Raw genomic sequence first — 18979 nt, 5'->3', positions numbered from 1 at the left:
CGGTTCAAACGTCCAGATTCGCCACATTCAGCGCGTTTTCCTGAATGAATTCGCGGCGCGGTTCGACCACGTCGCCCATCAGGCGGGTGAAAATCTCGTCGGTCACGTCGGCGTCTTCGACCTTGACCTGCAGCAGCACCCGCGCGGTGGGATCGAGCGTGGTTTCCCACAATTGCTCGGCGTTCATTTCGCCCAGCCCCTTGTAGCGCGCGATTGCCAGGCCCTTGCGTCCGCCTGCCAGCACCGCTTCGAGCAATTGCGAGGGGCGGGCTATGCCTTCATCACGGCCATTGCCGCGCGAAGCGATCGGGGTCTGGTCATCGCCCACATCGCCGCTCAGTTCGGCCACTTCAGCTGGCGTTTCCTCGGCCTGGGCCGAACCGCGCACCAGCCGCGAGGCACCGGTATAGGCATCGGCCTGTTCGGCTGCGAGCCGGGCCAGCTTGCGCGCTTCGGCGCTGGTCAGGAAGCTGGCCTCGATCGGGAAGGCATCGGTTACCCCGCGCCAGACCCGCTCAAGCAGCACCGAGCCATCATCGCGCAGCTTCGCGCTCCACACCGCTTCACGGTCGGTCTGGCCCATCAGCGTGGCGGCGCGGGCCAGCGCGGCCTGACGCCCGGCGCGGTCGATCTCGGGCTCGAACACCCCGCCGATCGCCAAGGCCTCGATCACCGCGGGATCAAAGCGTTTGGGCACAAAGCCCATCAGGCTGCGCAAGCGGATCGCGTGATCGACCAGCGTCTTGAGATCGTTACCCGAGCGCGTACCGCCCGGCCCTTCGAGCATGCGCCCGGCAAGGCCCGCTTCGACCAGATATTCGTCAAGTTCGCGCGCGTCCTTGAGATACACCTCGGAGCGGCCCTTGTTGACCTTGTAGAGCGGCGGCTGGGCGATGAACAGGTGCCCGGCGCGGATGATGTCGGGCATCTGGCGGTGGAAGAAGGTCAGCAGCAGGGTGCGGATATGCGCGCCGTCAACATCGGCGTCGGTCATGATCACGATCTTGTGATAGCGCAGTTTTTCGAGGTTGAATTCATCCCGGATGCCGGTGCCCATCGCCTGGATCAGCGTGCCGACTTCCTTTGACGAGATGATCCGGTCAAACCGTGCGCGCTCGACATTGAGGATCTTGCCCTTGAGCGGCAGGATCGCCTGATAGGCCCGGTCGCGGCCCTGCTTGGCGCTGCCGCCAGCCGAATCCCCTTCGACCAGGAACAGTTCGCACTTGGCGGGATCGCGTTCCTGGCAATCGGCCAGCTTGCCCGGCAGGCTGGCGATATCCATCGCGCCCTTGCGGCGGGTCAGTTCACGCGCGCGGCGCGCGGCTTCGCGGGCGGCGGCGGCATCGATGATCTTGGCCACTACCGCCTTGGCATAAGCGGGGTTTTCCTCCAGCCATTCGCTCATCTTGTCGGCCATCAGGCTTTCGAGCGGCTGGCGCACTTCGGAGGAGACCAGCTTGTCCTTGGTCTGCGATGAAAACTTGGGATCGGGCAATTTGACCGAAACGATCGCGGTCAACCCTTCGCGCATATCATCGCCGGTCAGGCTGACCTTTTCCTTCTTCAGCAGTCCCGATTTTTCGGCATAGCCGTTCAAGGTGCGGGTCAGCGCGGCACGGAACGCAGCAAGGTGCGTGCCGCCATCGCGCTGGGGGATGTTGTTGGTGAAGCACAGGACGTTTTCGTAGTACGAATCGTTCCATTCCAGCGCCACCTCGATCGCGATCCCTTCGCGCTCAGACGAAATCGTGATCGGATCGGGCAGCAGCGCCACCTTGTTGCGATCAAGATAGGCCACGAACGCACCGATCCCGCCTTCATAGAACAGGTCGTGTTCTTTCACGTCCTCACTGCGCAGATCACGCAGCAGGATGTGCACGCCCGAATTGAGAAAGGCCAGTTCGCGGTAGCGGTGTTCCAGCTTTTCGAAATCAAACTCGAGCACGTTCTTGAACGTATCGGTTGAGGCCATGAAGGTCACCCGGGTGCCCTTCTTGCCTTCAGGCGCCGGGCCGACCACGCGCAGCGGTTCCACCGCATCGCCGTGGGCAAACTTCATCCAGTGCTCTTCCCCGTCGCGCCAGATCGTCAGTTCGAGCCATTCCGACAGCGCGTTGACCACCGACACGCCGACCCCGTGAAGCCCGCCCGAAACCTTGTAGGCGTTGTCGTCCGAGGTGTTCTCGAACTTGCCGCCAGCGTGGAGCTGGGTCATGATCACTTCGGCCGCCGAAACGCCTTCTTCGGCATGGATTCCGGTGGGAATGCCGCGACCGTTGTCTTCAACCGAAACCGAGCCATCGGGGTTGAGCTCGATCAGGACCAGGTCGCAATGCCCGGCCAGCGCTTCATCGATCGCATTGTCCGAAACCTCGAACACCATGTGGTGCAGGCCCGAACCATCGTCGGTATCGCCGATGTACATGCCGGGGCGCTTGCGCACTGCGTCCAGCCCCTTGAGGACCTTGATCTGATCGGCGCCATAAGCATTGGCGTTGGGGATGTTTTCGGGTGTTTCGGACATTTCGCTGCCATAGGCGCTGGCTGGGCAAAACCCAAGCAGCGAGGCCGGATTTCCAGAAAGTTTTAGACAGCAGCGGCGATCAATTGGTCGGGTATAAATTGGTGCTTGATACCGCTACCACCGCGATCACCACAACGACCACCACCCCTATGCCGACGACACCAAGCGTGGAAATGCCCTTTTTGTCGCTTTGCCCCGGCATTTCACGGCCATTGAGCATCAGCCGCGGATCGCCGGAAAAGTTGACCCCGATCCGGACCGGACGCATTCTCGGTTGATCATAGGCCTGGCCCAGACTGGCCTGGGGCAAGGCGCGCTGCTGGCGCGGGTCGCTCCACGTTTCAATCCTGGGCGCCCGCTCTGCCGCAGTGCCGCCCGTACCCAGCGGAATGACGATTCCGGCCTGGATCCGAACCTCGCCCGGCGCGGGTGCGACGGTGTTATCGAAAGACTGCGCCGCAGCGGGGGCGCAAAAGCCCGCCAGCGCGGCAATTCCCAAAACAAGCTGAATCGGTTTCATTGGCCTGCCTCCCTGTTTTGCCGTTACGGAATAGGCGCTTTTCCTGCTCCAAAGTCAAACCCGACAATCTGCACTTTCCATCGGCGCCGATTGCTGCTCAATTCCCGGCAGCACTCGGGGAGTTACCACCATGAAAAAGCTAGCCATCACCCTTCTGCTTGGCGCATCCGTTGCCGCTGGCGCCGCCGCAATGCCGCTGCGGCCCGATCAGGTAGAGTTTCGCGGACTTTACAAGGAACTGGTCGAAACCAACACCACGGTTTCAACCGGCAGCTGCACACTGGCAGCCGAACGGATGGCGGCGCGGCTTAAGGCAGCGGGGATTGCCGACAGCCAGATCACGCTGTTCTCGGTGCCCGAACACCCCAAGGATGGCGGGTTGGTGGTGGTCTATCCCGGCACTTCAAAAAAGCTCAAGCCGATGCTGCTGCTCGCGCATATCGACGTGGTCGAGGCCAAGCGCTCGGACTGGGTCCGCGATCCGTTCACCCTGATCGAGGAAGACGGCTATTTCTATGCCCGCGGCACGGCTGACGATAAGTCGCAGGCCGCGATCTGGACCGATACGCTGGTTCGCTTCGCCCGCGAAAAGTACAAGCCCAAACGCACCGTGAAAATGGCGCTGACCTGCGGCGAGGAAACCAGCGGCGCGTTCAACGGCGCGGAATGGCTTTCGCAGAACCGGCGCGAACTGATCGACGCCGAATATGCCCTCAACGAAGGCGGCGGCGGACTGAGCGACGGGCACGGCAAGCTGATGGTGCAGACCATTCAGGTCGGTGAAAAGGCCTATCAGGACTTTACCTTCACCACCACCAACAAGGGCGGCCATTCATCACAGCCGGTGCGCGAAAATGCGATCTACGCGATGGCCGATGCGGTGGCCAAGGTGCGCGACTTCGAGTTTCCGCTGGAATTCAACGACACCACGCGGGCTTTCTTCGCCAAGTCCGGCGCGCTTCGGAACGACGAGATGGGCAAGGCGATGGTCGCGCTGGCCGCCAATCCGCAGGACAAGGCGGCTGAGGCGATCGTCAACACCGACAAGATGTATCATTCGATGCTGCGCACCACCTGCGTCGCGACGCTGATCGATGGCGGCCATGCGCTGAATGCGCTGCCCCAGACGGTGACGGCCAACGTCAACTGCCGGATGTTCCCGGGCCGCACCTCGGACGAAACCCAGGCCACTCTTGAAGCCGCGATCGGCAATCCTGCGGTCAAGGTGGTCCAGACCAAGGTCGGCAAACCGATCGCCAAGACGCCGCCTATGTATCCCTGGCTGATCGGGCCGATGGAAGCGCTTGTCGCCAAGCATTTCCCCGGCGTGCCGGTGATCCCGGTGATGTCGACCGGCGCGACTGACGGGGTCTACCTCGCCGCAGTCGGCATCCCGACTTACGGCGTGCCCGGCGAATGGGGCGATCCCGACGGCAACGGCGCGCACGGCCTCAATGAACGGCTCGAAGTGCGCTCGCTGATGGAAGGGCGCGATTACCTGTTTGAATTGGTCAAGCTGCTGAGCAGCAAATAGCAACGCCGAAAACAACAAAGGGCAGCGCGGCCGTGGCCTCGCTGCCCTTTGTCTGTGTGGAGGTGTGCCGAACCGCCGCGCTTAGGCAAGCGTGGCGGTAAACATCAAACCGCTGACCGAAATCGCGGCGATGATCGGCAGCACGATCGAAACGATACTGCGCATGGGGATTCTCCTGTTGCTTTCGCGAACTCAGTTCGCATTTGCAACATAACTAACCTGGTAGAGATTGCCAGTGCAAAGGACGGGACAAGTGTTGCGTATTTTGCAACAGCGCTGCTTAGGCTTCCTTCATATCCGGCAAATCGTCATTGTCAGCGAAGCCAAGTAATCCAGGGTTGCATAAACCGCGCTGGATTGCTTCGCTGCGCGCGAAAAGACGAATGACTCCAAGAAAGCCAGCCAACCATGACCAGCGATCCTGCCGCCTTGCTCGATGCCGACTTCGGTTCATTGCCCGCGCTGATGCAGCTGTGGGGCGAACTGCGCGGCGATTCCACCGCGCTTTATGATGGCACCGCGCAGCTATCGTGGCGCGATGCCGCTGACCAGATCGAACGGCTGGCAGCGCGGCTACAGGCCGATGGGTTGCAGCGCGGGCAAGCCGTGGCGATCCTTGGCACGTCAAACGTGGCCTATGCGCTGGTGTTCCTCGCCGCGATCCGCGCCGGGGGCTGCGCTGCGCCGCTGACCACCAGCGCCAGTCCGCAGCAGCTGGAAGGCATGGCGCACGATTCAGGCGCGATCCACCTGTTCATCGATTCTGCCAAGCTGGATGAACTGGGAGACTTCAAGCTGCCGATCGAAAACCAGATCCTGCTCAGCGAACTGGACGCGTTCATGGCTCCGCCGGGCACCAAAGCCGCGCCGTTCGAACCGGGCGAAAACGATCCGATCAACATCATCTATTCGTCAGGCACCACCGGCATTCCCAAGGGGATCGTTCACAGTCACGCGATGCGCTGGCGGCAGATGGCGGGCCGGGTGACGCACAGCTATGGCGCGGGCAGCCGCGCGCTGACCTCTACCCCGCTCTATTCGAACACCACGATGGTGGTGTTCCTGCCGTCGGTCTATTCGGGCGGCTGCGTTTCGATCATGGGCAAGTTCGATACGCAGAAATGGCTGGAACGCGCGCAGGATGAGAAAGTCACCCACACCATGCTGGTGCCGGTGCAATACCGCCGGCTGATGGAATATGCGGATTTCGGCCGCTACGACCTGTCATCGATGCAGGTGAAGTTCTGCACCTCGGCCCCGTTCCCCGCCGATCTCAAAGCCGAAGTTCTGCGGCGCATGCCCGGCGGGCTGATCGAATATTACGGGATGACCGAAGGCGGCGTCAGCTGCGTGCTGGCCGCGCACGAATTCCCGAACAAGCTCCACACCGTGGGGAAGCCCGCGCCCGGCCATTTCCTCAAAGTGATCGACGAAGCCTTGCAGGAAGTGTCTGCGGGCCAGCCCGGCGAACTGGTCGGCAAATCGCCCACCATGATGCTGGGCTACAAGAACCAGCCCGAAAAAACCCGCGAAGGCTACTGGATCGATCCCGCCGACGGATCGACCTGGCAGCGGATGGGCGATGTCGGGATTGTCGATGCCGATGGCTTCGTCACGCTGGTTGGGCGGACCAAGGACGTGATCATCTCGGGCGGGTTCAACATCTTCCCGATCGACCTTGAAACCGAGCTGGCCAAGGATGACCGCGTGGTTGAGGCGGCAGTGGTGGGCGTGCCCAGCGATCAGTGGGGCGAAACCCCGGTGGGCTTCGTGGTGCTGAAGCCGGGCGTTAGCGAAGATGCACTCGAAGACATCCGCACCGTGGCCAACAGCCGCCTCGGCAAGACCCAGCGCGTTTCGGCGCTGCACGCGATTGACGAGATGCCGCGCAGCCACATCGGCAAATTGCTCAAGACCGAGCTTCGGGAGAAGCTGGGCGCCTGACCAGCGCGAGCGCGCGCCAGAACAGCACCAGCGTGAGCAACGCGAACACGGCCGCAACCAGCAGCGGCATGGTCGGCACTTGCGCCACCGCGCCGGGCCCGTGAAACCGCGCAAAAACGATCGAGTAGAGCGGCGGGCCGATGATCGCCGCGAGCGAGCCGACCGCCTGCGTTGCGCCCTGCAATTCGCCCTGGCTCGATGCGTCGATGGTCTTGCTGGCCATGGCCTGGATCGAGGCGCCGATGAAGCCCTGCAGGCTGCCGATCACGATCGCGAAGTAGATCATCGGGACAGAGCCGGCCAACGTATAGAGCACCGCCGAGGCAGCGAACCCGGCAACCCCCAGCGTCACCGCGCGCCGCTCACCCAGCCGGGGCGCAACGAAGCGCAGCCCCACGCCCTGCACCAGCGCGCTGGTCAGCCCGACCACGGCGAGCGCCAGCCCGATCTCCTTGTTGCCAAACCCCCAGGCGGCAATCGCGACATAGGCCCAGATCGCCGGATAGACGACATGCGCCAGCTGCCACATGCCATTGGCCGAAATGAACCAGGCCACCGCCCCGCTCTGCTTGCCCAGCGCCTTCAGCGCCGACAATGCATTGGCGCGCTTCCATTCGAACGGGCGGCGGTTTTCGGGGGGCAGGCTTTCGCGCAGCACGAACCAGCCGATGGTGACGTTGACCAGCGCCAGCCCCGCCGCCGCAAAAAACGGCACGCGCGGGCCAATCGTGGCCAGCAAGCCGCCCAGCGCTGGGCCGAAAATGAACCCGAACCCGAAGGCCATCCCCATCAGCCCGAAATTGGCCGCGCGCTTTTCAGGCGGGGAAATGTCGGCGATGAAGGCATAGGCGGCGCTCCAGCTGGCCCCGGTGATCCCGGCAGCCAGCCTTCCGAGCACCAGCCACCACAGCGACGGCGCAAGGCCCATCACCAGATAATCAAGCCCGAACCCGGCCAGCGAAGCCAGCAGCACCGGGCGGCGGCCGAAGCGATCGGAAAGGTTGCCGATGATCGGCGCAAAGACGAATTGCAGCGCGGCATAGCCCGCCCCCAGCCAGCCCGCGAACAGCGCCGCATCGTTGACCGACATGCGGCCCAGATCCATGATCAGCCCCGGCAGCACCGGCATCACCAGCCCGAAGCCCAGCATATCGATCAGCACGATGGCAAAGACGATGGCAATCGAGCCGCGGTGTTGCAAAACATATCCCCCAATCGATCCTTCCCATTTTTGGCGAATGCCACAAATGGGGAGGTGGCAGCGGCGTCGAGCCGCTGACGGAGGGGAAATGGCGCAAAGGTCCAAAACCCCTCCGTCATTTGCTCCGCAAATGCCACCCCCCCATTTGGCTGCGCAAAATGGAGAGGACCTTGTTGCACCTTTCGGCCGAGATCATTATCGGCCCATCATGACGATCCAGCCCAGCGATTCCATCCTTATTGTCGATTTCGGCAGCCAGGTCACCCAGCTCATCGCGCGGCGGGTGCGCGAAGCGGGGGTCTATTCCGAAATTGCCCCGTTCAACAGTGCCGCCGCTGCGTTCGCGCGGATGCAGCCCAAGGGGATCATCCTGTCGGGCGGGCCGGCCTCGGTGCTGGACGCTGATGGTCCGCGGATCCCGGTGGAAATCCTTGAGAGCGGGCTGCCGATTATGGCGATCTGCTATGGCCAGCAGGCTTTGATGCATCAGCTGGGCGGCGAAGTGCAGCCCGGTGACAGCGGCGAATTTGGCCGCGCTTTCATCGAAATTTCAGACAGCTGCGTGCTGTTCGATGGCCTCTGGGCCGAGGGCGAAAAGCACCAGGTGTGGATGAGCCACGGCGACAAGGTGACCCAGCTCGCCGCCGGTTTCCGTTCCGTGGCCGCCAGCTCGGGCGCGCCTTTCGCGGTGATCGCCAACGATGAAAAGCGCATCTACGCGATGCAGTTTCACCCCGAAGTGGTCCACACCCCCGATGGCGGCAAGCTTTACAAGAACTTCGTGCGCCACGTCTGCGGGCTGCCGGGTGATTGGACCATGGCCGAATTCCGCAAGACCAAGATCGACGAAATCCGCAAGCAGGTCGGCAAGGGCCGGGTGATCTGCGGGCTATCGGGCGGGGTCGTTTCTGCGGTTGCCGCCGTGCTGATCCACGAGGCGATCGGCGAGCAACTAACCTGCGTGTTCGTCGACCACGGGCTGATGCGGCTGGGCGAGGCCGAGCAGGTCGTCAGCCTGTTCCGCAATCACTACAATATCCCGCTAGTCCACAAGGACGTTTCCGCGCTGTTCCTGGGCGGGCTGGCCGGGGTCACCGATCCCGAAGCCAAGCGCAAATTCATCGGCAAGACCTTCATCGACGTGTTCGAGGAAGAGGCCAGGCAAGTTGGCGGGGCCGATTTCCTCGCGCAGGGCACGCTTTACCCGGATGTGATCGAGAGTGTTTCATTCACCGGCGGGCCTTCGGTGACGATCAAGAGCCACCACAACGTTGGCGGGCTGCCGGACAGGATGAACATGCAGCTGGTCGAGCCGTTGCGCGAACTGTTCAAGGACGAAGTCCGCGAACTGGGGCGCGAACTGGGCCTGCCGGACATCTTCGTCGGCCGCCACCCATTCCCCGGCCCCGGCCTGGCGATCCGCATCCCCGGCGAAGTGACCCGCGAACGCTGCGATGTGCTGCGCAAGGCCGACGCAGTTTACCTCGAAGAAATCCGCAACGCCGGCTTGTACGATGCGATCTGGCAAGCCTTTGCGGTGTTGCTGCCGGTAAAAACCGTCGGCGTGATGGGCGATAGCCGCACTTACGACAACGTCTGCGCGCTGCGTGCGGTGACCAGCACCGACGGGATGACCGCCGATATCTATCCGTTCGACGCCGCGTTCCTGAGCCGCTGCGCGACGCGGATCATCAACGAGGTCAAAGGCATCAACCGGGTCGTCTATGACTACACCTCGAAACCGCCGGGGACGATTGAGTGGGAGTGATGGAGGCTGCCGAACGAAACGCTTGGATTGCGAAGCTTTCCTGCTGGCAAGACCCCGCTCAGTTTGGTCGGCTCGTCAGTGAATGCCACGAAGCGCTTGGACAGTTCGGGGCCATGATCGAACATGGAACCGGATTTTGGAGAGATGCATGGCTCGCCCAGCAACAAAGCATCCATCTGAAAGCTTGCTCCGTCCGGCTTCTGCATCCTGAACCCTATCCAGATTTTGCCCTGATGTTGGGGACTGACGAGCTTAGATTTGAAGCTACCGAGGCCATCGGCCGACTTCGTCGAAGAGGCGACGAATATCGAGAAGACCTGCGCCTGGTCGAACAAGGCATCTTGCCGGTTCGACAAGATCCCGCTGACGCTTGGTTGTCACCAGAAATGGCATTTGAGCTGCTCCAGCAACGGGCGTCGGCAAAAGCCTGTAAACCTTATGCCGGTGCGTGCGGGCTGCTTATCTACCTGAATGAAAGCGAATACGGATCAAACGAACAAGCGATCCGCGACACCTTCCTAGGTGCGACCGAGCCAGCTGGTCTCACCTTCAGGACTGTAGATGTGTTGTGGCATTCTCAAGTCCATCGCGTTTGGGATTCCGGAAAACCGGCCGCTGGCTAAGTCTAGTTTCGACGACTACTCCCCAAACAAGTCCGAATGCGTCCCCGTTCGCGCCAGCAGCAACTCTGTCTCCGTCAACTTGTAGATCAGCACCCAGTCCGGCTCGACATGCAGGTCACGCCAACCTTGCCATTCGCCTTTGAGCGAATGGTCGCGGAGCTTCGGTTCGAGCGGCGCCTTCTCTATCAGCAGCAGGATCACCGCACGAAGCTTGGCCATGTCCCTGCCACGCTTGTCCGCTCGCTTGACGTCCTTCTTGAACGCCGTCGAACGGATCACTTCGCGCAAAGATCAGATACCCAGATCGTCGAATAATTCATCGACGCTCTCAAAACGCTTGCCCTTGCCGTCCTCGAGCTCGGCCAACGCCGCGCGGCTTTCGGCATTGGGCACCACCACATCAAAGGGCAACCGCTGGTCCGCCGCGACCCGGTGCATCAACATGCGGATTGCGTCAGAAACCGATAGGCCCATCGCCGCCAGCGCGGCGGTTGCCTTGACTTTGGTCGCGGTGTCGATCCGGGCGCGAATAGTGTCTGTAGCTTGCATGGGCTACAACGTAGCTACAATCGTTGCAAAGTCAATCCCGCTACGACCAGAGTTCTGAAAGTTGCCGCTTGACCCGTCCAATGACGCCAGTGCACCGCCCCTAAATGCCCAACCCCCGCCGCCTTCACTGGACCGATGTCCCGCTGGCCACCCTGCCAACCCCGCGCGGCACGATGGCGCTGCACCGCAGTCTGACTTCGGGCCTGTGCCGCCGCGCGGGCGATCCGCCGGGGGTGTTCTGGGGGGTGGGAGATCGCGGGCCCAATCTGGGGCCGGAAGATGCCGCGGCGCGTTATGGGCTGGACCATCTGGCGCACCTCGCCGCGCTCGACGGCGTCAAGATCATGCCGCTGCCCGATGTTGGCCCGGCGTTGGCGCGGTTCCGGCTGGAGGGCGATGCCGTTTTGATCGAAGCGGTAATGCCGCTGCGCTGCCCCGCTGGAACGCCGCTGAGCGGCCTGCCGCCGCCGCGTATTGCCGGGGCCGAAACCGAATCGGTCTTCGCGCTCGATGGCACACCGCTGCCCACCAGCGTCCACGGTGCGGACAGCGAAGGGATCGCCGCGCGGCGCGACGGCCTGTTCTGGATTGCCGAGGAATACGGACCCTCGTTGCTGTTGGTGGAGCCGGACGGCACCGTAATCCGCCGCCTCGTGCCACGCGGCAGCGCCGACCGGTTTGCCGGATCCGCGATCCCGATCGTCGCATCGCTGCCGCCGGTCGCGCTCACCCGCAAATTGAACCGCGGGTTCGAAGCGCTGGCGCTCAGCCCCGATGACGCAGTGCTGTATGCCGCGTTCCAAAGCCCGTTAGCCCACCCGGACCGCGCTGCACACGACGCGGGCGATCTGGTGCGGATCTGGGCGCTGGACGCCGATAGTGGCAATTTTCTGGCCGAATATGCCTATCCGCTTGATCCGGCCGGATGTTTCAGGCGCGATGCAGAGGCCGGACCGGTCAGCGCCAGCGACGTCAAGGTCAGCGAGATGGCCTGCCTGCCAGATGGCCGTCTGCTCGTGCTGGAACGGATCACCCTTTCAACGCATTTTTACCGTGTGAGACTTGGGGAGGCCCTGCCCGCAGCGCTACTGGATCCCACGCACCGGCCCACCCTTGAACAGATCGGACAGGCCGGGATGCAAGCCGCCGGCTGGCCGCTGCTGACCAAGCAACTTGTGGCTTCAACCGACCTGCTCAGCCAGGTTTGTGGAGATCTTGAAGGGCTGATCGTGCTGGGCGATGGCACCTTGCTGGCCGCCAATGACAGCGATTACGGAACCGAAGGCGCACAAACGCAGTTCTGGTTGCTGCCAGCTGGCTGATTGTGGCAGCTTGCCACCATCAATGCGCACAGCCGGCACACCTCCCGGGATTGTGTGAATCCTGGGCCGCGACCAATTTTCTATGCATACCTATGCGGACGGAACTGTCGCCAATTTGCAACGTTTTGTCGGCACAAATACTTGTAATACGTGGATTTGCTTGTTAACCCCCCGCAATACCGATTCCGTCTGGCGGGGGTCGCACCCGAAGAGCAGCCACGGATGGCTGTTGACTAGGAGTTTGATCGTGCAGATTGGCAATTTCCTTGGCTCCCGCAAAGCCCGGCAGACCATGGCAGCGATCGTTGCTCTTGGTGTCGTTCAGATTCCCTTGGTAAGCCTTGCCGATGCCCCGGCTCCGTGGGTGCAGAAGGCCGACCAGAAGAAGAAAAAGAAGAAGGCAGCGCGCCGCACCGCACGCCGTCCGGTCCAGCAGACCCAGACCGTGACCCGCGCGCCCGACTTGCCGCCTGAAACGGCTTACACCCCGCCGGTGGAAGCGCCGCCGCCGGTGGTTGAAGCGCCGCCGGTTGTGGTTGAAGCACCGCCGGTTTACGTTCCGCCTGCCGCACCCATCCCCGTTGCTGTCGCATCAAACGGCGGGTTCAACTGGCTGTTCCCGGTGCTCGGCCTGATCGGGCTCGGTGGTCTGGTCGCCGCCTTGGGCAGCGATTCGAACGGCTAAGCCGCAAGGCAATCACCGGCAATCAAGGGCCTGCTACCTTAGGGTGGCGGGCCTTTTGCTTTCCAGGCCCAGGTTTAAGGCGGTGCAATCTGTCAGGCGATAGCGACGAATTTACCAGCAGCGCGATCTTTCTTCACCTTGAGGCCATCGAACACCTCGCCGCTCATCGCGATATAGACCCCGGGCGGTGCCACCTGCGCGCAGGCAAAGGCCATGCCGAGGTTGAAATGTGCGTCGGTTTCGGCAAACCGCGCCGGGCTGAGCGCGCCTGTCAGCACGATCGTCTTGCCCGGCGCCGCCCGCGCCAGAACCTTGGCGGTTTCTGTCATGGTATCGGTCCCATGGGTAACGACGATGCGCTGCTCGGGTGCCTCGCGCGCGGCCTGGCCGATTTGCGCGCGGTCTTCATCGCTCAGTTCAAGGCTGTCCTTGCGCATCACCTCCACCACCCGGTGCGGCAGCGCCACCCGCGCTTCCTTCAGCAACGCCGGAATGCCGCTGTCGACAATCTGGTATTCGCTCAGCGCGTCGAAATAGTTCTTGTCGATCGTGCCACCGGTGGTGAGCACTAGGATGGCTTGCTGGGTCATGTCCCGGCCTTAGCCCAGCGCGCGCGCAATGCCAAAACGGCGGCGTGAAATTGCGGGCTGGCGCTTGTCTGGCCCCGTGCTAGGCTGGTGCCAACCTGGGTCGCGGGGGGAACGAACCATGGCAAGCGCGCCGCAGACCGCGAATCACGCCACCGGAACACGGCTTATCTGGCTGGTGGCGCTACTGGCACTGTCGATCCTGCTGAACTATGTTGATCGCGGCGCGATCGGCATTGTCGCGCCCAAGATGAAGGACGCGCTTGGCTTGTCAGCCAGCGAATTCGGCTTTGCGGTTTCGGCCTTCTTCTGGACTTATGCGCCGCTGTGCCTGGTGATGGGCTGGCTGTGCGACCGCTTTTGCGTTTACCGGATCTTCGCGCTGGGGGTTACGATCTGGGCGGTCTGCACATTCCTGACCGGGTTTGTTGGCGGGCTGGCAGGCCTGATCATGCTGCGGATCGGGCTTGGCATTGGCGAGGCCGTGGCCTTCCCCGGGAGTTCGAAGATCTTTGCCGCGCAGGTTCCGCCGCACAAACGCGGGATCGCCAATGCCTCGGTCGCCGCCGCCATCGCCTTTGGCCCGGCGGTCGGTTCGCTGGCGGGCGGGACGATCCTGACGCTGGGGGATTGGCGCGCGGTGTTCTGGCTGTTCGGCGCGGGCACGCTGTTGTGGCTGGTGCCATGGCGGATGGTTACCCGCCCGGTGCAGAGCCCGACCTTCAGCCACCCCACCGTGGGCCGGCTCGAACTGGGCAAGCTGCTGCGCATCCGCACGCTGTGGTTGATGGGGATCGCCCATTTCCTCTCGAACTATGGCTTCTATTTCCTGCTCACCTGGCTGCCGCTGTGGCTGGTCCAGACCAGAGGCTATTCGATCCCCGAAATGACCGCGCTGACCACACTGGGATTTGTGGTTCAGGGCGTGGCAGCGCTGGCGATCGGGCATTGGTCTGACGCGCAGGTCGCGGCCGGCGCCGATGAGGGCAAGCTGCGCCGCAAGCTGATCGTGGCCGGCCATCTTGCCGCGATGCTGGCGATTGCCGGAATTTTCCTCGCACAGAACACCTGGCAACTGGCCGCGCTGCTGGTGTTGGCCGGGCTGGGCTTCAGCCAGGTATCGACCAACATCTTCGCGATCGGCCAGATCTTTGCCGGGCCTCGGGCCACGGGCGGCTGGATCGGGATTCAGAACGCGATCGGCAACCTTTCCGGGATCATCGGCCCGATCGTTACCGGAATCCTGATCGACGCACTGGGCAGCTATGGCTGGGGCTTCGCGCTGGCTGCCGGGGTCTGCGCAGCGGGCGCGCTGTGGTGGGGGCTGGTAGTGCCCGAAATACGCCAGCACGACGGCCTGGAAACGGCCGCAACCTGCGCCTAGCGGGCCTTGCGCGAAACCCACCACGCCAGCCAGATCAGCACCGGCTGAAAGGCCAGACGCGGCAGGTGATAGCCCAGCCCCAAACCTTGATCGGCGCGCGCCATATCGTTGAACATATGCTGCACATTTGCGGGCCAGACGCACAAGGCATAGGCCGCCAGCCCCCAGCCTGCCGCCCGCCGCAGCGGCAGCGACCACGGCTGGACCAGCCCGGCCGCACCCAGCAGTTCGGCAATCCCGGTCAGCGCCACCACCGCCGCAGGCGCGGGTACCCCTGGCGGCATGATCGCCAGGAACGGCGCGGGCTTGACGAGGTGGAACATCCCCGCCGCGCCATAGAACAGCGCCAGCAACCAGCGCAGCACCGTGCGGGTCACGCCGCCAGCGCTCCATCCTCAACGGCTTCAATCGCCTCAATCGCGCGGTGCAGGCGCGCGGCCGCCGCTTCATCAAGCCGGTGTTCGAACAGCGTCAGGTGGCGCAGCAAGGTGCGCCGCACCGCACCGGCCCCTTCGCCGATCGGCTCGCCCAGTTCGCGGTAGTGTTCGAGGCCATAACGCAGCACGATCGTGGCGTTGATGGCCAGATCGCGCAGCCGTTCGGCCGGCCAGTCCAGCAGCCCGGCACCGACCAGCGCCGCCAGGTGCGCCTCGATCTGGTCAAAGGTGGCAATCAGCCAGCGCGGGGCATTGTCACGGATGATCGCGGCCTCTTCGCCGTAAGCCTGCTGATCGCGGTAGAGAAAGCGGAAGGCGCGAAATTCCGCCATCACCGCTTCAAGCAGCGCGGCGTAATCACGCACCGGATCGCCCCCGGGCCGCAAGGCCAGCCGCGCCTCGATCGCTGCGGCAAAGCGCTGGCTGATCGCATCGAGCAAGGCCGCGCGGGTCTTGAAGTGATACCACAGGTTGCCCTCGGCAATCCCGCAGGCAGACGCCAAGGCCGCTGTCGAAACCGCGCCGTAGCCGTGCTGGTTGAACAGCCGCAGCGCAGTTTCGACAATCCGGTCCCTGGTCTTCAATTGAGGGGTCTTCATCAGTAGTGCGATAGTTCGACCTGCAGCGATTTGTAGCCATGGACGAAGCAGGCCGGAACCCGCTCGGGCTCGCCGATCACATTGGCGCGCAGCCGCCGCTTGCCCATTTCCTCAAGCAAGGTGCACAGCTGCAATTCAGCCACCCGGGCACCAACGCAGCGGTGGATGCCATAGCCGAACGAGAGGTGGCGGCGGGCGTTTTCGCGGGTCACCCGGATCGCTTCGCCATCTTCGAACACCGACTCATCGCGGTTGGCCGAAAGGTACCACATCACCACCTTGTCGCCCTTCTTCATGTGGTGACCATCGATCTCGGTATCGACTTCGACCGTGCGCCGCATGTGCGAAAGCGGGGTTTGCCAGCGGATCAATTCCTGCACCGCATTGGGGATCAGAGAAGCGTCCGCCTCCAGCTTGGCGCGCTCTTCGGGAAACTGGCTGAGGCCATAGGCAAAGCTCGACATCGAATTGCGGGTGGTGTCGTTGCCGCCAACGATCAGGAGGATCAGGTTGCCCATGAATTCCTCCTCGCTCATGTGGTTCATGGCATCAGAGCGCAACATGACCGAGATCAGGTCGCTGCCCGGATTGGCCACTTTCTGCTGCCACAGCGCACCGAATGCGGCACCCATTTCCATCAGCGCGGCATTGCGAATGGCGATGTTCGCAGGATCCTTGATCAGTTCGACATCGCCGCCCATGTCAGACCAATAAGTCAGCTTGTGCCGTTCTTCCCAAGGGAAGTCGAACAGCGTGGCGAGCATGCCGGTGGTCAGCTCGATCGAGACTTTCTCAACCCAATCGAACGCCTGCCCGATCGGCAGCGAATCGAGCACTTCGGCGGTGCGCGTCCGGACTTCGGCCTTCATTGCAGCCACTTCGCTTGGGCCAAAACTTGGCGCAATGGTGCGGCGCTGGGCCGTATGTTGCGGCGGGTCCATGGCAATGAACATCGGCATCTTGATTTCATTCTCGATCGGTTCGCCGACCGAACCCGAGATCGCGATCCCGCCGTATTGCCAGCTTGACGAAAAGATCTTGGGCAGTGCTTCGATCTGCACGATCGGCTTGTAGGTGCTGACCGACCAATAGGGGCCGAAGGACGATTCCGGGACCCATTGGATCGGCGCCTCGGCGCGCAATTTGCGGAACGGCTCCTGCCAGCGATCTTCCGAATAGAGTTCGGGCAGCGAAACGTCGATCGGATCGATCGGCGAGCGTGTACGCTCAAGCGGTGCAGCAGTGGCCATGGCTCAATCTCCCTCGGCTGGCTGTGCAGCCAGCCTCTAGGGTGTTTACCCTAAAAAGATTGCGCACAGAGTCAAGCCACCGTTTGACCACACGAAAACCGCCGCCCGGATTGCTCCGGACGGCGACTCGCTGTGAAGCGTAGGCGACTTACTTGGCGGCTTTGATCCGGCGATACGGCACGAATTCGCCAAGACTGATCGATCCGTTGAACATATGGCTCGACCGGTCAAGCGTCTGGACGATGTCGAGGCTGCAGAACTGACCGCCATAATTGCGCGTAAACAGCACGTCGTCCGAATCGACGTCCCTGGCATTGCGCGGCACGTTGACCCAGATGGTGTTGCCCCAGCCAAAGACCAGCGCGGTACCATCAATCACGCGAATATCGCGCGCATCGTGCTGCGAAATACAACTGCGCGGGGTTCCCGCCTCGCGGCCTGCAAGCAGCTTGGCCAGTTCCTGATCCGGGGTCATTTTGGTGCGGGCTTCAAGCGCCGGGCCGGCCAGCAATGCAGCGGCCGAGACAAGGGCAATGGCGATCTTACGCATGGCTATGTTCCTTTATCCGCTTCACTCTACACCGCGATCCTGAACCCAATCTGAAAAACTTCAACCCGTGCCGCCCACCGTCAGCCCTTCAACCAGCAGCGTGGGCTGGCCAACGCCGGCGGGAACGCTTTGCCCGCCCTTGCCGCAGACCCCGACGCCTTCATCAAGCGCGAAATCGTTGCCGATGCCTTTGACCCGGGTCAGCACGGTGGGGCCATCGCCGATCAGCGTGGCACCTTTGATCGGCGCGCCCAGCTTGCCGTTCTCGATCTTGTAGGCCTCGGTGCAGGAAAACACGAACTTGCCCGAGACGATATCGACCTGCCCGCCGCCAAAGCTCTTGGCAAAAATCCCGCTTTTCACCCGGCTGAGCAGTTCAGCTGGGTCGTCGTTGCCGGCCTTCATGAAAGTGTTGGTCATCCGCGGCATCGGCGCATGGGCATAGTTTTCGCGCCGTCCGTTGCCGGTGGCAGCCACGCCCATCAGCCGGGCGTTGAGGCGGTCCTGCATATAGCCTTTCAGAATGCCATCCTCGATCAGCACGTTTTCCTGCGTCGGCGTGCCTTCATCGTCGATCGAGAGCGAGCCGCGGCGGCCCTGCCCGTTTGCCCCCAGCATGGTCCCATCATCGACCACGGTGACCCCCGGCGCGCCGACCCGCTCACCAATCCGGCCCGAAAAGGCACTGGTGCCCTTGCGGTTGAAATCACCTTCGAGCCCATGGCCAACCGCCTCGTGGAGCAGAATGCCGGGCCAGCCGGGGCCGACCAGCACGGTCATTTCGCCCGCCGGGGCGGCCACGCTGTCCAGATTGGTCAGTGCCTGCGCCAGCGCTTCGTCGATCGCGCGGTTCCAGGTTTCGGGTGCGAACAGATCGTCATAAAGCCGCCGTCCGCCGATCCCGAAGCTGCCGGTTTCGCGCCGGCCATCCCGTTCCACTACGATCCCGACGTTGAGCCGCACCATCGGGCGCACATCGCCGGCGCGGAAACCATCGGCGCGCAGGATTTCGATCACCGACCAGTTGGCGGCAATGCTGGCCGAAACCTGCACCACCCGCGGATCGCGGGCCCGCGCCGCGGCATCGATCATCTCGAGCAGCTTGACCTTTTCGGCAAAACCGATCCCATCAAGCGGCGATGCGGCGGTATAAAGATGGCGGTTGTTCTGGCGCGGCGGCGCGGCGGGCGCGGCCGTGGCCGGATCGAGCAGTTGCAGCGTTTCACCGGCGCGGCGGATCGCCGCCTCACTGATCTCGTTGCCATGGGCAAAGCCAGTCATCTCGCCCGAAACCCCGCGCAGCCCGAACCCGGCATCGCGCGAATAGTCAGCGGTTTTCAGCCGCCCGTCGTCAAACAGGAAGCTTTCCGCAGCGGTGAACTGCAAATAGAGTTCGCCATCATCGCAGGCCTTCAGGGCATCGGCGGTGATCGCCTGCGCGCGCGCAGGATCAAGCTGGCGGAACAGGTGGGCGGCGGCGGGATCAGAAGCAGTCATGC

18 protein-coding genes are annotated in these 18979 nt (G+C 63.0%); 7 read left to right on the top strand and 11 right to left on the bottom strand.

Annotated features, from left to right (window positions below; genetic code table 11):
• Positions 1 to 4: 4 nt before the first annotated feature.
• A complete protein-coding gene (gene gyrB / locus RMN99_RS05435) occupies positions 5 to 2527 on the bottom strand; it encodes a DNA topoisomerase (ATP-hydrolyzing) subunit B (protein WP_309622281.1) in 2523 nt (840 codons plus the stop codon).
• A 79-nt stretch (positions 2528 to 2606) separates the two neighbouring features.
• Positions 2607 to 3047 (bottom strand): hypothetical protein, encoded by a 441-nt coding sequence (locus RMN99_RS05430; RefSeq protein WP_309622280.1) that lies wholly within the window; start codon positions 3045 to 3047, stop codon positions 2607 to 2609.
• A gap of 130 nt (positions 3048 to 3177) precedes the next feature.
• On the opposite strand from RMN99_RS05430, the gene RMN99_RS05425 reads away from it, so the two are divergent.
• Complete coding sequence (locus RMN99_RS05425) at positions 3178 to 4581, top strand: M20/M25/M40 family metallo-hydrolase (RefSeq protein ID WP_309622279.1); 1404 nt, start codon at positions 3178 to 3180, stop codon at positions 4579 to 4581.
• A 408-nt stretch (positions 4582 to 4989) separates the two neighbouring features.
• Entirely contained in the window at positions 4990 to 6525 is a 1536-nt protein-coding gene (locus tag RMN99_RS05420) for a class I adenylate-forming enzyme family protein (RefSeq protein WP_309622278.1), read from the top strand.
• Here RMN99_RS05420 and RMN99_RS05415 read toward each other — a convergent pair.
• Positions 6491 to 7726 carry a TCR/Tet family MFS transporter gene (locus RMN99_RS05415; RefSeq protein WP_309622277.1) on the bottom strand — a complete coding sequence of 412 codons (1236 nt, stop codon included), beginning with the start codon at positions 7724 to 7726 and terminating at the stop codon, positions 6491 to 6493. The two genes, RMN99_RS05420 and RMN99_RS05415, sit on opposite strands and share 35 nt — an antisense overlap.
• Positions 7727 to 7934: 208 nt before the next feature.
• Here RMN99_RS05415 and guaA point away from each other — a divergent pair, with 208 nt between their 5' ends.
• On the top strand, positions 7935 to 9494 hold the full coding sequence (guaA, locus tag RMN99_RS05410; RefSeq protein WP_309622276.1) for a glutamine-hydrolyzing GMP synthase: 1560 nt from the start codon (positions 7935 to 7937) through the stop codon (positions 9492 to 9494).
• Positions 9494 to 10117 (top strand): hypothetical protein, encoded by a 624-nt coding sequence (locus RMN99_RS05405; protein WP_309622275.1) that lies wholly within the window; start codon positions 9494 to 9496, stop codon positions 10115 to 10117. Before guaA ends, RMN99_RS05405 begins: the two co-directional genes overlap by 1 nt.
• Before the next feature lie 15 nt (positions 10118 to 10132).
• On the opposite strand, the gene RMN99_RS05400 is transcribed toward RMN99_RS05405, so the two are convergent.
• Together RMN99_RS05400 and RMN99_RS05395 are read right to left on the bottom strand one after the other, a co-directional pair.
• Positions 10133 to 10396: a type II toxin-antitoxin system YafQ family toxin gene (locus tag RMN99_RS05400; protein ID WP_409035234.1), complete on the bottom strand. Its 264-nt coding sequence runs from the start codon at positions 10394 to 10396 to the stop codon at positions 10133 to 10135.
• Between the two features lie 12 nt (positions 10397 to 10408).
• Entirely contained in the window at positions 10409 to 10666 is a 258-nt protein-coding gene (locus tag RMN99_RS05395; RefSeq protein ID WP_309622273.1) for a type II toxin-antitoxin system RelB/DinJ family antitoxin, read from the bottom strand.
• Positions 10667 to 10770: 104 nt separating this feature from the next.
• On the opposite strand from RMN99_RS05395, the gene RMN99_RS05390 reads away from it, so the two are divergent.
• Together RMN99_RS05390 and RMN99_RS05385 are read left to right on the top strand one after the other, a co-directional pair.
• Positions 10771 to 11988 carry an esterase-like activity of phytase family protein gene (locus RMN99_RS05390; protein ID WP_309622272.1) on the top strand — a complete coding sequence of 406 codons (1218 nt, stop codon included), beginning with the start codon at positions 10771 to 10773 and terminating at the stop codon, positions 11986 to 11988.
• Between the two features lie 292 nt (positions 11989 to 12280).
• On the top strand, positions 12281 to 12673 hold the full coding sequence (locus RMN99_RS05385; protein ID WP_309622271.1) for a hypothetical protein: 393 nt from the start codon (positions 12281 to 12283) through the stop codon (positions 12671 to 12673).
• A gap of 92 nt (positions 12674 to 12765) precedes the next feature.
• Here the strand turns inward: RMN99_RS05385 and RMN99_RS05380 are convergent, their stop codons facing one another.
• A complete protein-coding gene (locus RMN99_RS05380) occupies positions 12766 to 13263 on the bottom strand; it encodes an asparaginase domain-containing protein (protein ID WP_309622270.1) in 498 nt (165 codons plus the stop codon).
• 118 nt (positions 13264 to 13381) lie between these two features.
• Here RMN99_RS05380 and RMN99_RS05375 point away from each other — a divergent pair, with 118 nt between their 5' ends.
• Positions 13382 to 14644 (top strand): MFS transporter, encoded by a 1263-nt coding sequence (locus tag RMN99_RS05375; RefSeq protein WP_309622269.1) that lies wholly within the window; start codon positions 13382 to 13384, stop codon positions 14642 to 14644.
• On the opposite strand, the gene RMN99_RS05370 is transcribed toward RMN99_RS05375, so the two are convergent.
• From RMN99_RS05370 to tldD, 5 genes are all read right to left on the bottom strand, one after another.
• The gene (locus RMN99_RS05370; protein WP_309622268.1) at positions 14641 to 15021 is read right to left on the bottom strand and encodes a DoxX family protein; all 381 of its coding nucleotides are present in this window, start codon (positions 15019 to 15021) and stop codon (positions 14641 to 14643) included. The two genes, RMN99_RS05375 and RMN99_RS05370, sit on opposite strands and share 4 nt — an antisense overlap.
• Positions 15018 to 15680 (bottom strand): TetR family transcriptional regulator, encoded by a 663-nt coding sequence (locus tag RMN99_RS05365; protein ID WP_309622267.1) that lies wholly within the window; start codon positions 15678 to 15680, stop codon positions 15018 to 15020. The genes RMN99_RS05370 and RMN99_RS05365 overlap by 4 nt, the downstream gene beginning before the upstream one ends.
• Positions 15680 to 16930 carry a cytochrome P450 gene (locus RMN99_RS05360; RefSeq protein WP_309622266.1) on the bottom strand — a complete coding sequence of 417 codons (1251 nt, stop codon included), beginning with the start codon at positions 16928 to 16930 and terminating at the stop codon, positions 15680 to 15682. Before RMN99_RS05360 ends, RMN99_RS05365 begins: the two co-directional genes overlap by 1 nt.
• A gap of 148 nt (positions 16931 to 17078) precedes the next feature.
• Positions 17079 to 17480 (bottom strand): hypothetical protein, encoded by a 402-nt coding sequence (locus tag RMN99_RS05355; protein ID WP_309622265.1) that lies wholly within the window; start codon positions 17478 to 17480, stop codon positions 17079 to 17081.
• A gap of 60 nt (positions 17481 to 17540) precedes the next feature.
• A complete protein-coding gene (gene tldD, locus RMN99_RS05350; protein ID WP_309622264.1) occupies positions 17541 to 18977 on the bottom strand; it encodes a metalloprotease TldD in 1437 nt (478 codons plus the stop codon).
• Positions 18978 to 18979 lie beyond the last annotated feature (2 nt).

It is taken from the genome of Novosphingobium sp., assembly GCF_031417815.1.
In the GTDB taxonomy this organism is placed as follows: Bacteria; Pseudomonadota; Alphaproteobacteria; order Sphingomonadales; family Sphingomonadaceae; genus Novosphingobium.
Note: the sequence above shows the minus strand (reverse complement) of the source record. Positions and strands in the feature narration are given on the sequence as shown.

What these genes read in the sequence shown, in the direction of transcription:
- RMN99_RS05385 (WP_309622271.1), top strand. Translation starts at nt 12,281, where the DNA reads ATGGCAGCGATCGTTGCTCTTGGTGTCGTTCAGATTCCCTTGGTAAGC.
- guaA (WP_309622276.1), top strand. Translation starts at nt 7,935, where the DNA reads ATGACGATCCAGCCCAGCGATTCCATCCTTATTGTCGATTTCGGCAGC.
- RMN99_RS05380 (WP_309622270.1), bottom strand. Translation starts at nt 13,263, where the DNA reads ATGACCCAGCAAGCCATCCTAGTGCTCACCACCGGTGGCACGATCGAC.
- RMN99_RS05395 (WP_309622273.1), bottom strand. Translation starts at nt 10,666, where the DNA reads ATGCAAGCTACAGACACTATTCGCGCCCGGATCGACACCGCGACCAAA.
- RMN99_RS05360 (WP_309622266.1), bottom strand. Translation starts at nt 16,930, where the DNA reads ATGGCCACTGCTGCACCGCTTGAGCGTACACGCTCGCCGATCGATCCG.
- RMN99_RS05375 (WP_309622269.1), top strand. Translation starts at nt 13,382, where the DNA reads ATGGCAAGCGCGCCGCAGACCGCGAATCACGCCACCGGAACACGGCTT.
- RMN99_RS05420 (WP_309622278.1), top strand. Translation starts at nt 4,990, where the DNA reads ATGACCAGCGATCCTGCCGCCTTGCTCGATGCCGACTTCGGTTCATTG.
- RMN99_RS05365 (WP_309622267.1), bottom strand. Translation starts at nt 15,680, where the DNA reads ATGAAGACCCCTCAATTGAAGACCAGGGACCGGATTGTCGAAACTGCG.
- RMN99_RS05405 (WP_309622275.1), top strand. Translation starts at nt 9,494, where the DNA reads ATGGAGGCTGCCGAACGAAACGCTTGGATTGCGAAGCTTTCCTGCTGG.
- RMN99_RS05355 (WP_309622265.1), bottom strand. Translation starts at nt 17,480, where the DNA reads ATGCGTAAGATCGCCATTGCCCTTGTCTCGGCCGCTGCATTGCTGGCC.
- tldD (WP_309622264.1), bottom strand. Translation starts at nt 18,977, where the DNA reads ATGACTGCTTCTGATCCCGCCGCCGCCCACCTGTTCCGCCAGCTTGAT.
- gyrB (WP_309622281.1), bottom strand. Translation starts at nt 2,527, where the DNA reads ATGTCCGAAACACCCGAAAACATCCCCAACGCCAATGCTTATGGCGCC.
- RMN99_RS05425 (WP_309622279.1), top strand. Translation starts at nt 3,178, where the DNA reads ATGAAAAAGCTAGCCATCACCCTTCTGCTTGGCGCATCCGTTGCCGCT.
- RMN99_RS05390 (WP_309622272.1), top strand. Translation starts at nt 10,771, where the DNA reads ATGCCCAACCCCCGCCGCCTTCACTGGACCGATGTCCCGCTGGCCACC.
- RMN99_RS05430 (WP_309622280.1), bottom strand. Translation starts at nt 3,047, where the DNA reads ATGAAACCGATTCAGCTTGTTTTGGGAATTGCCGCGCTGGCGGGCTTT.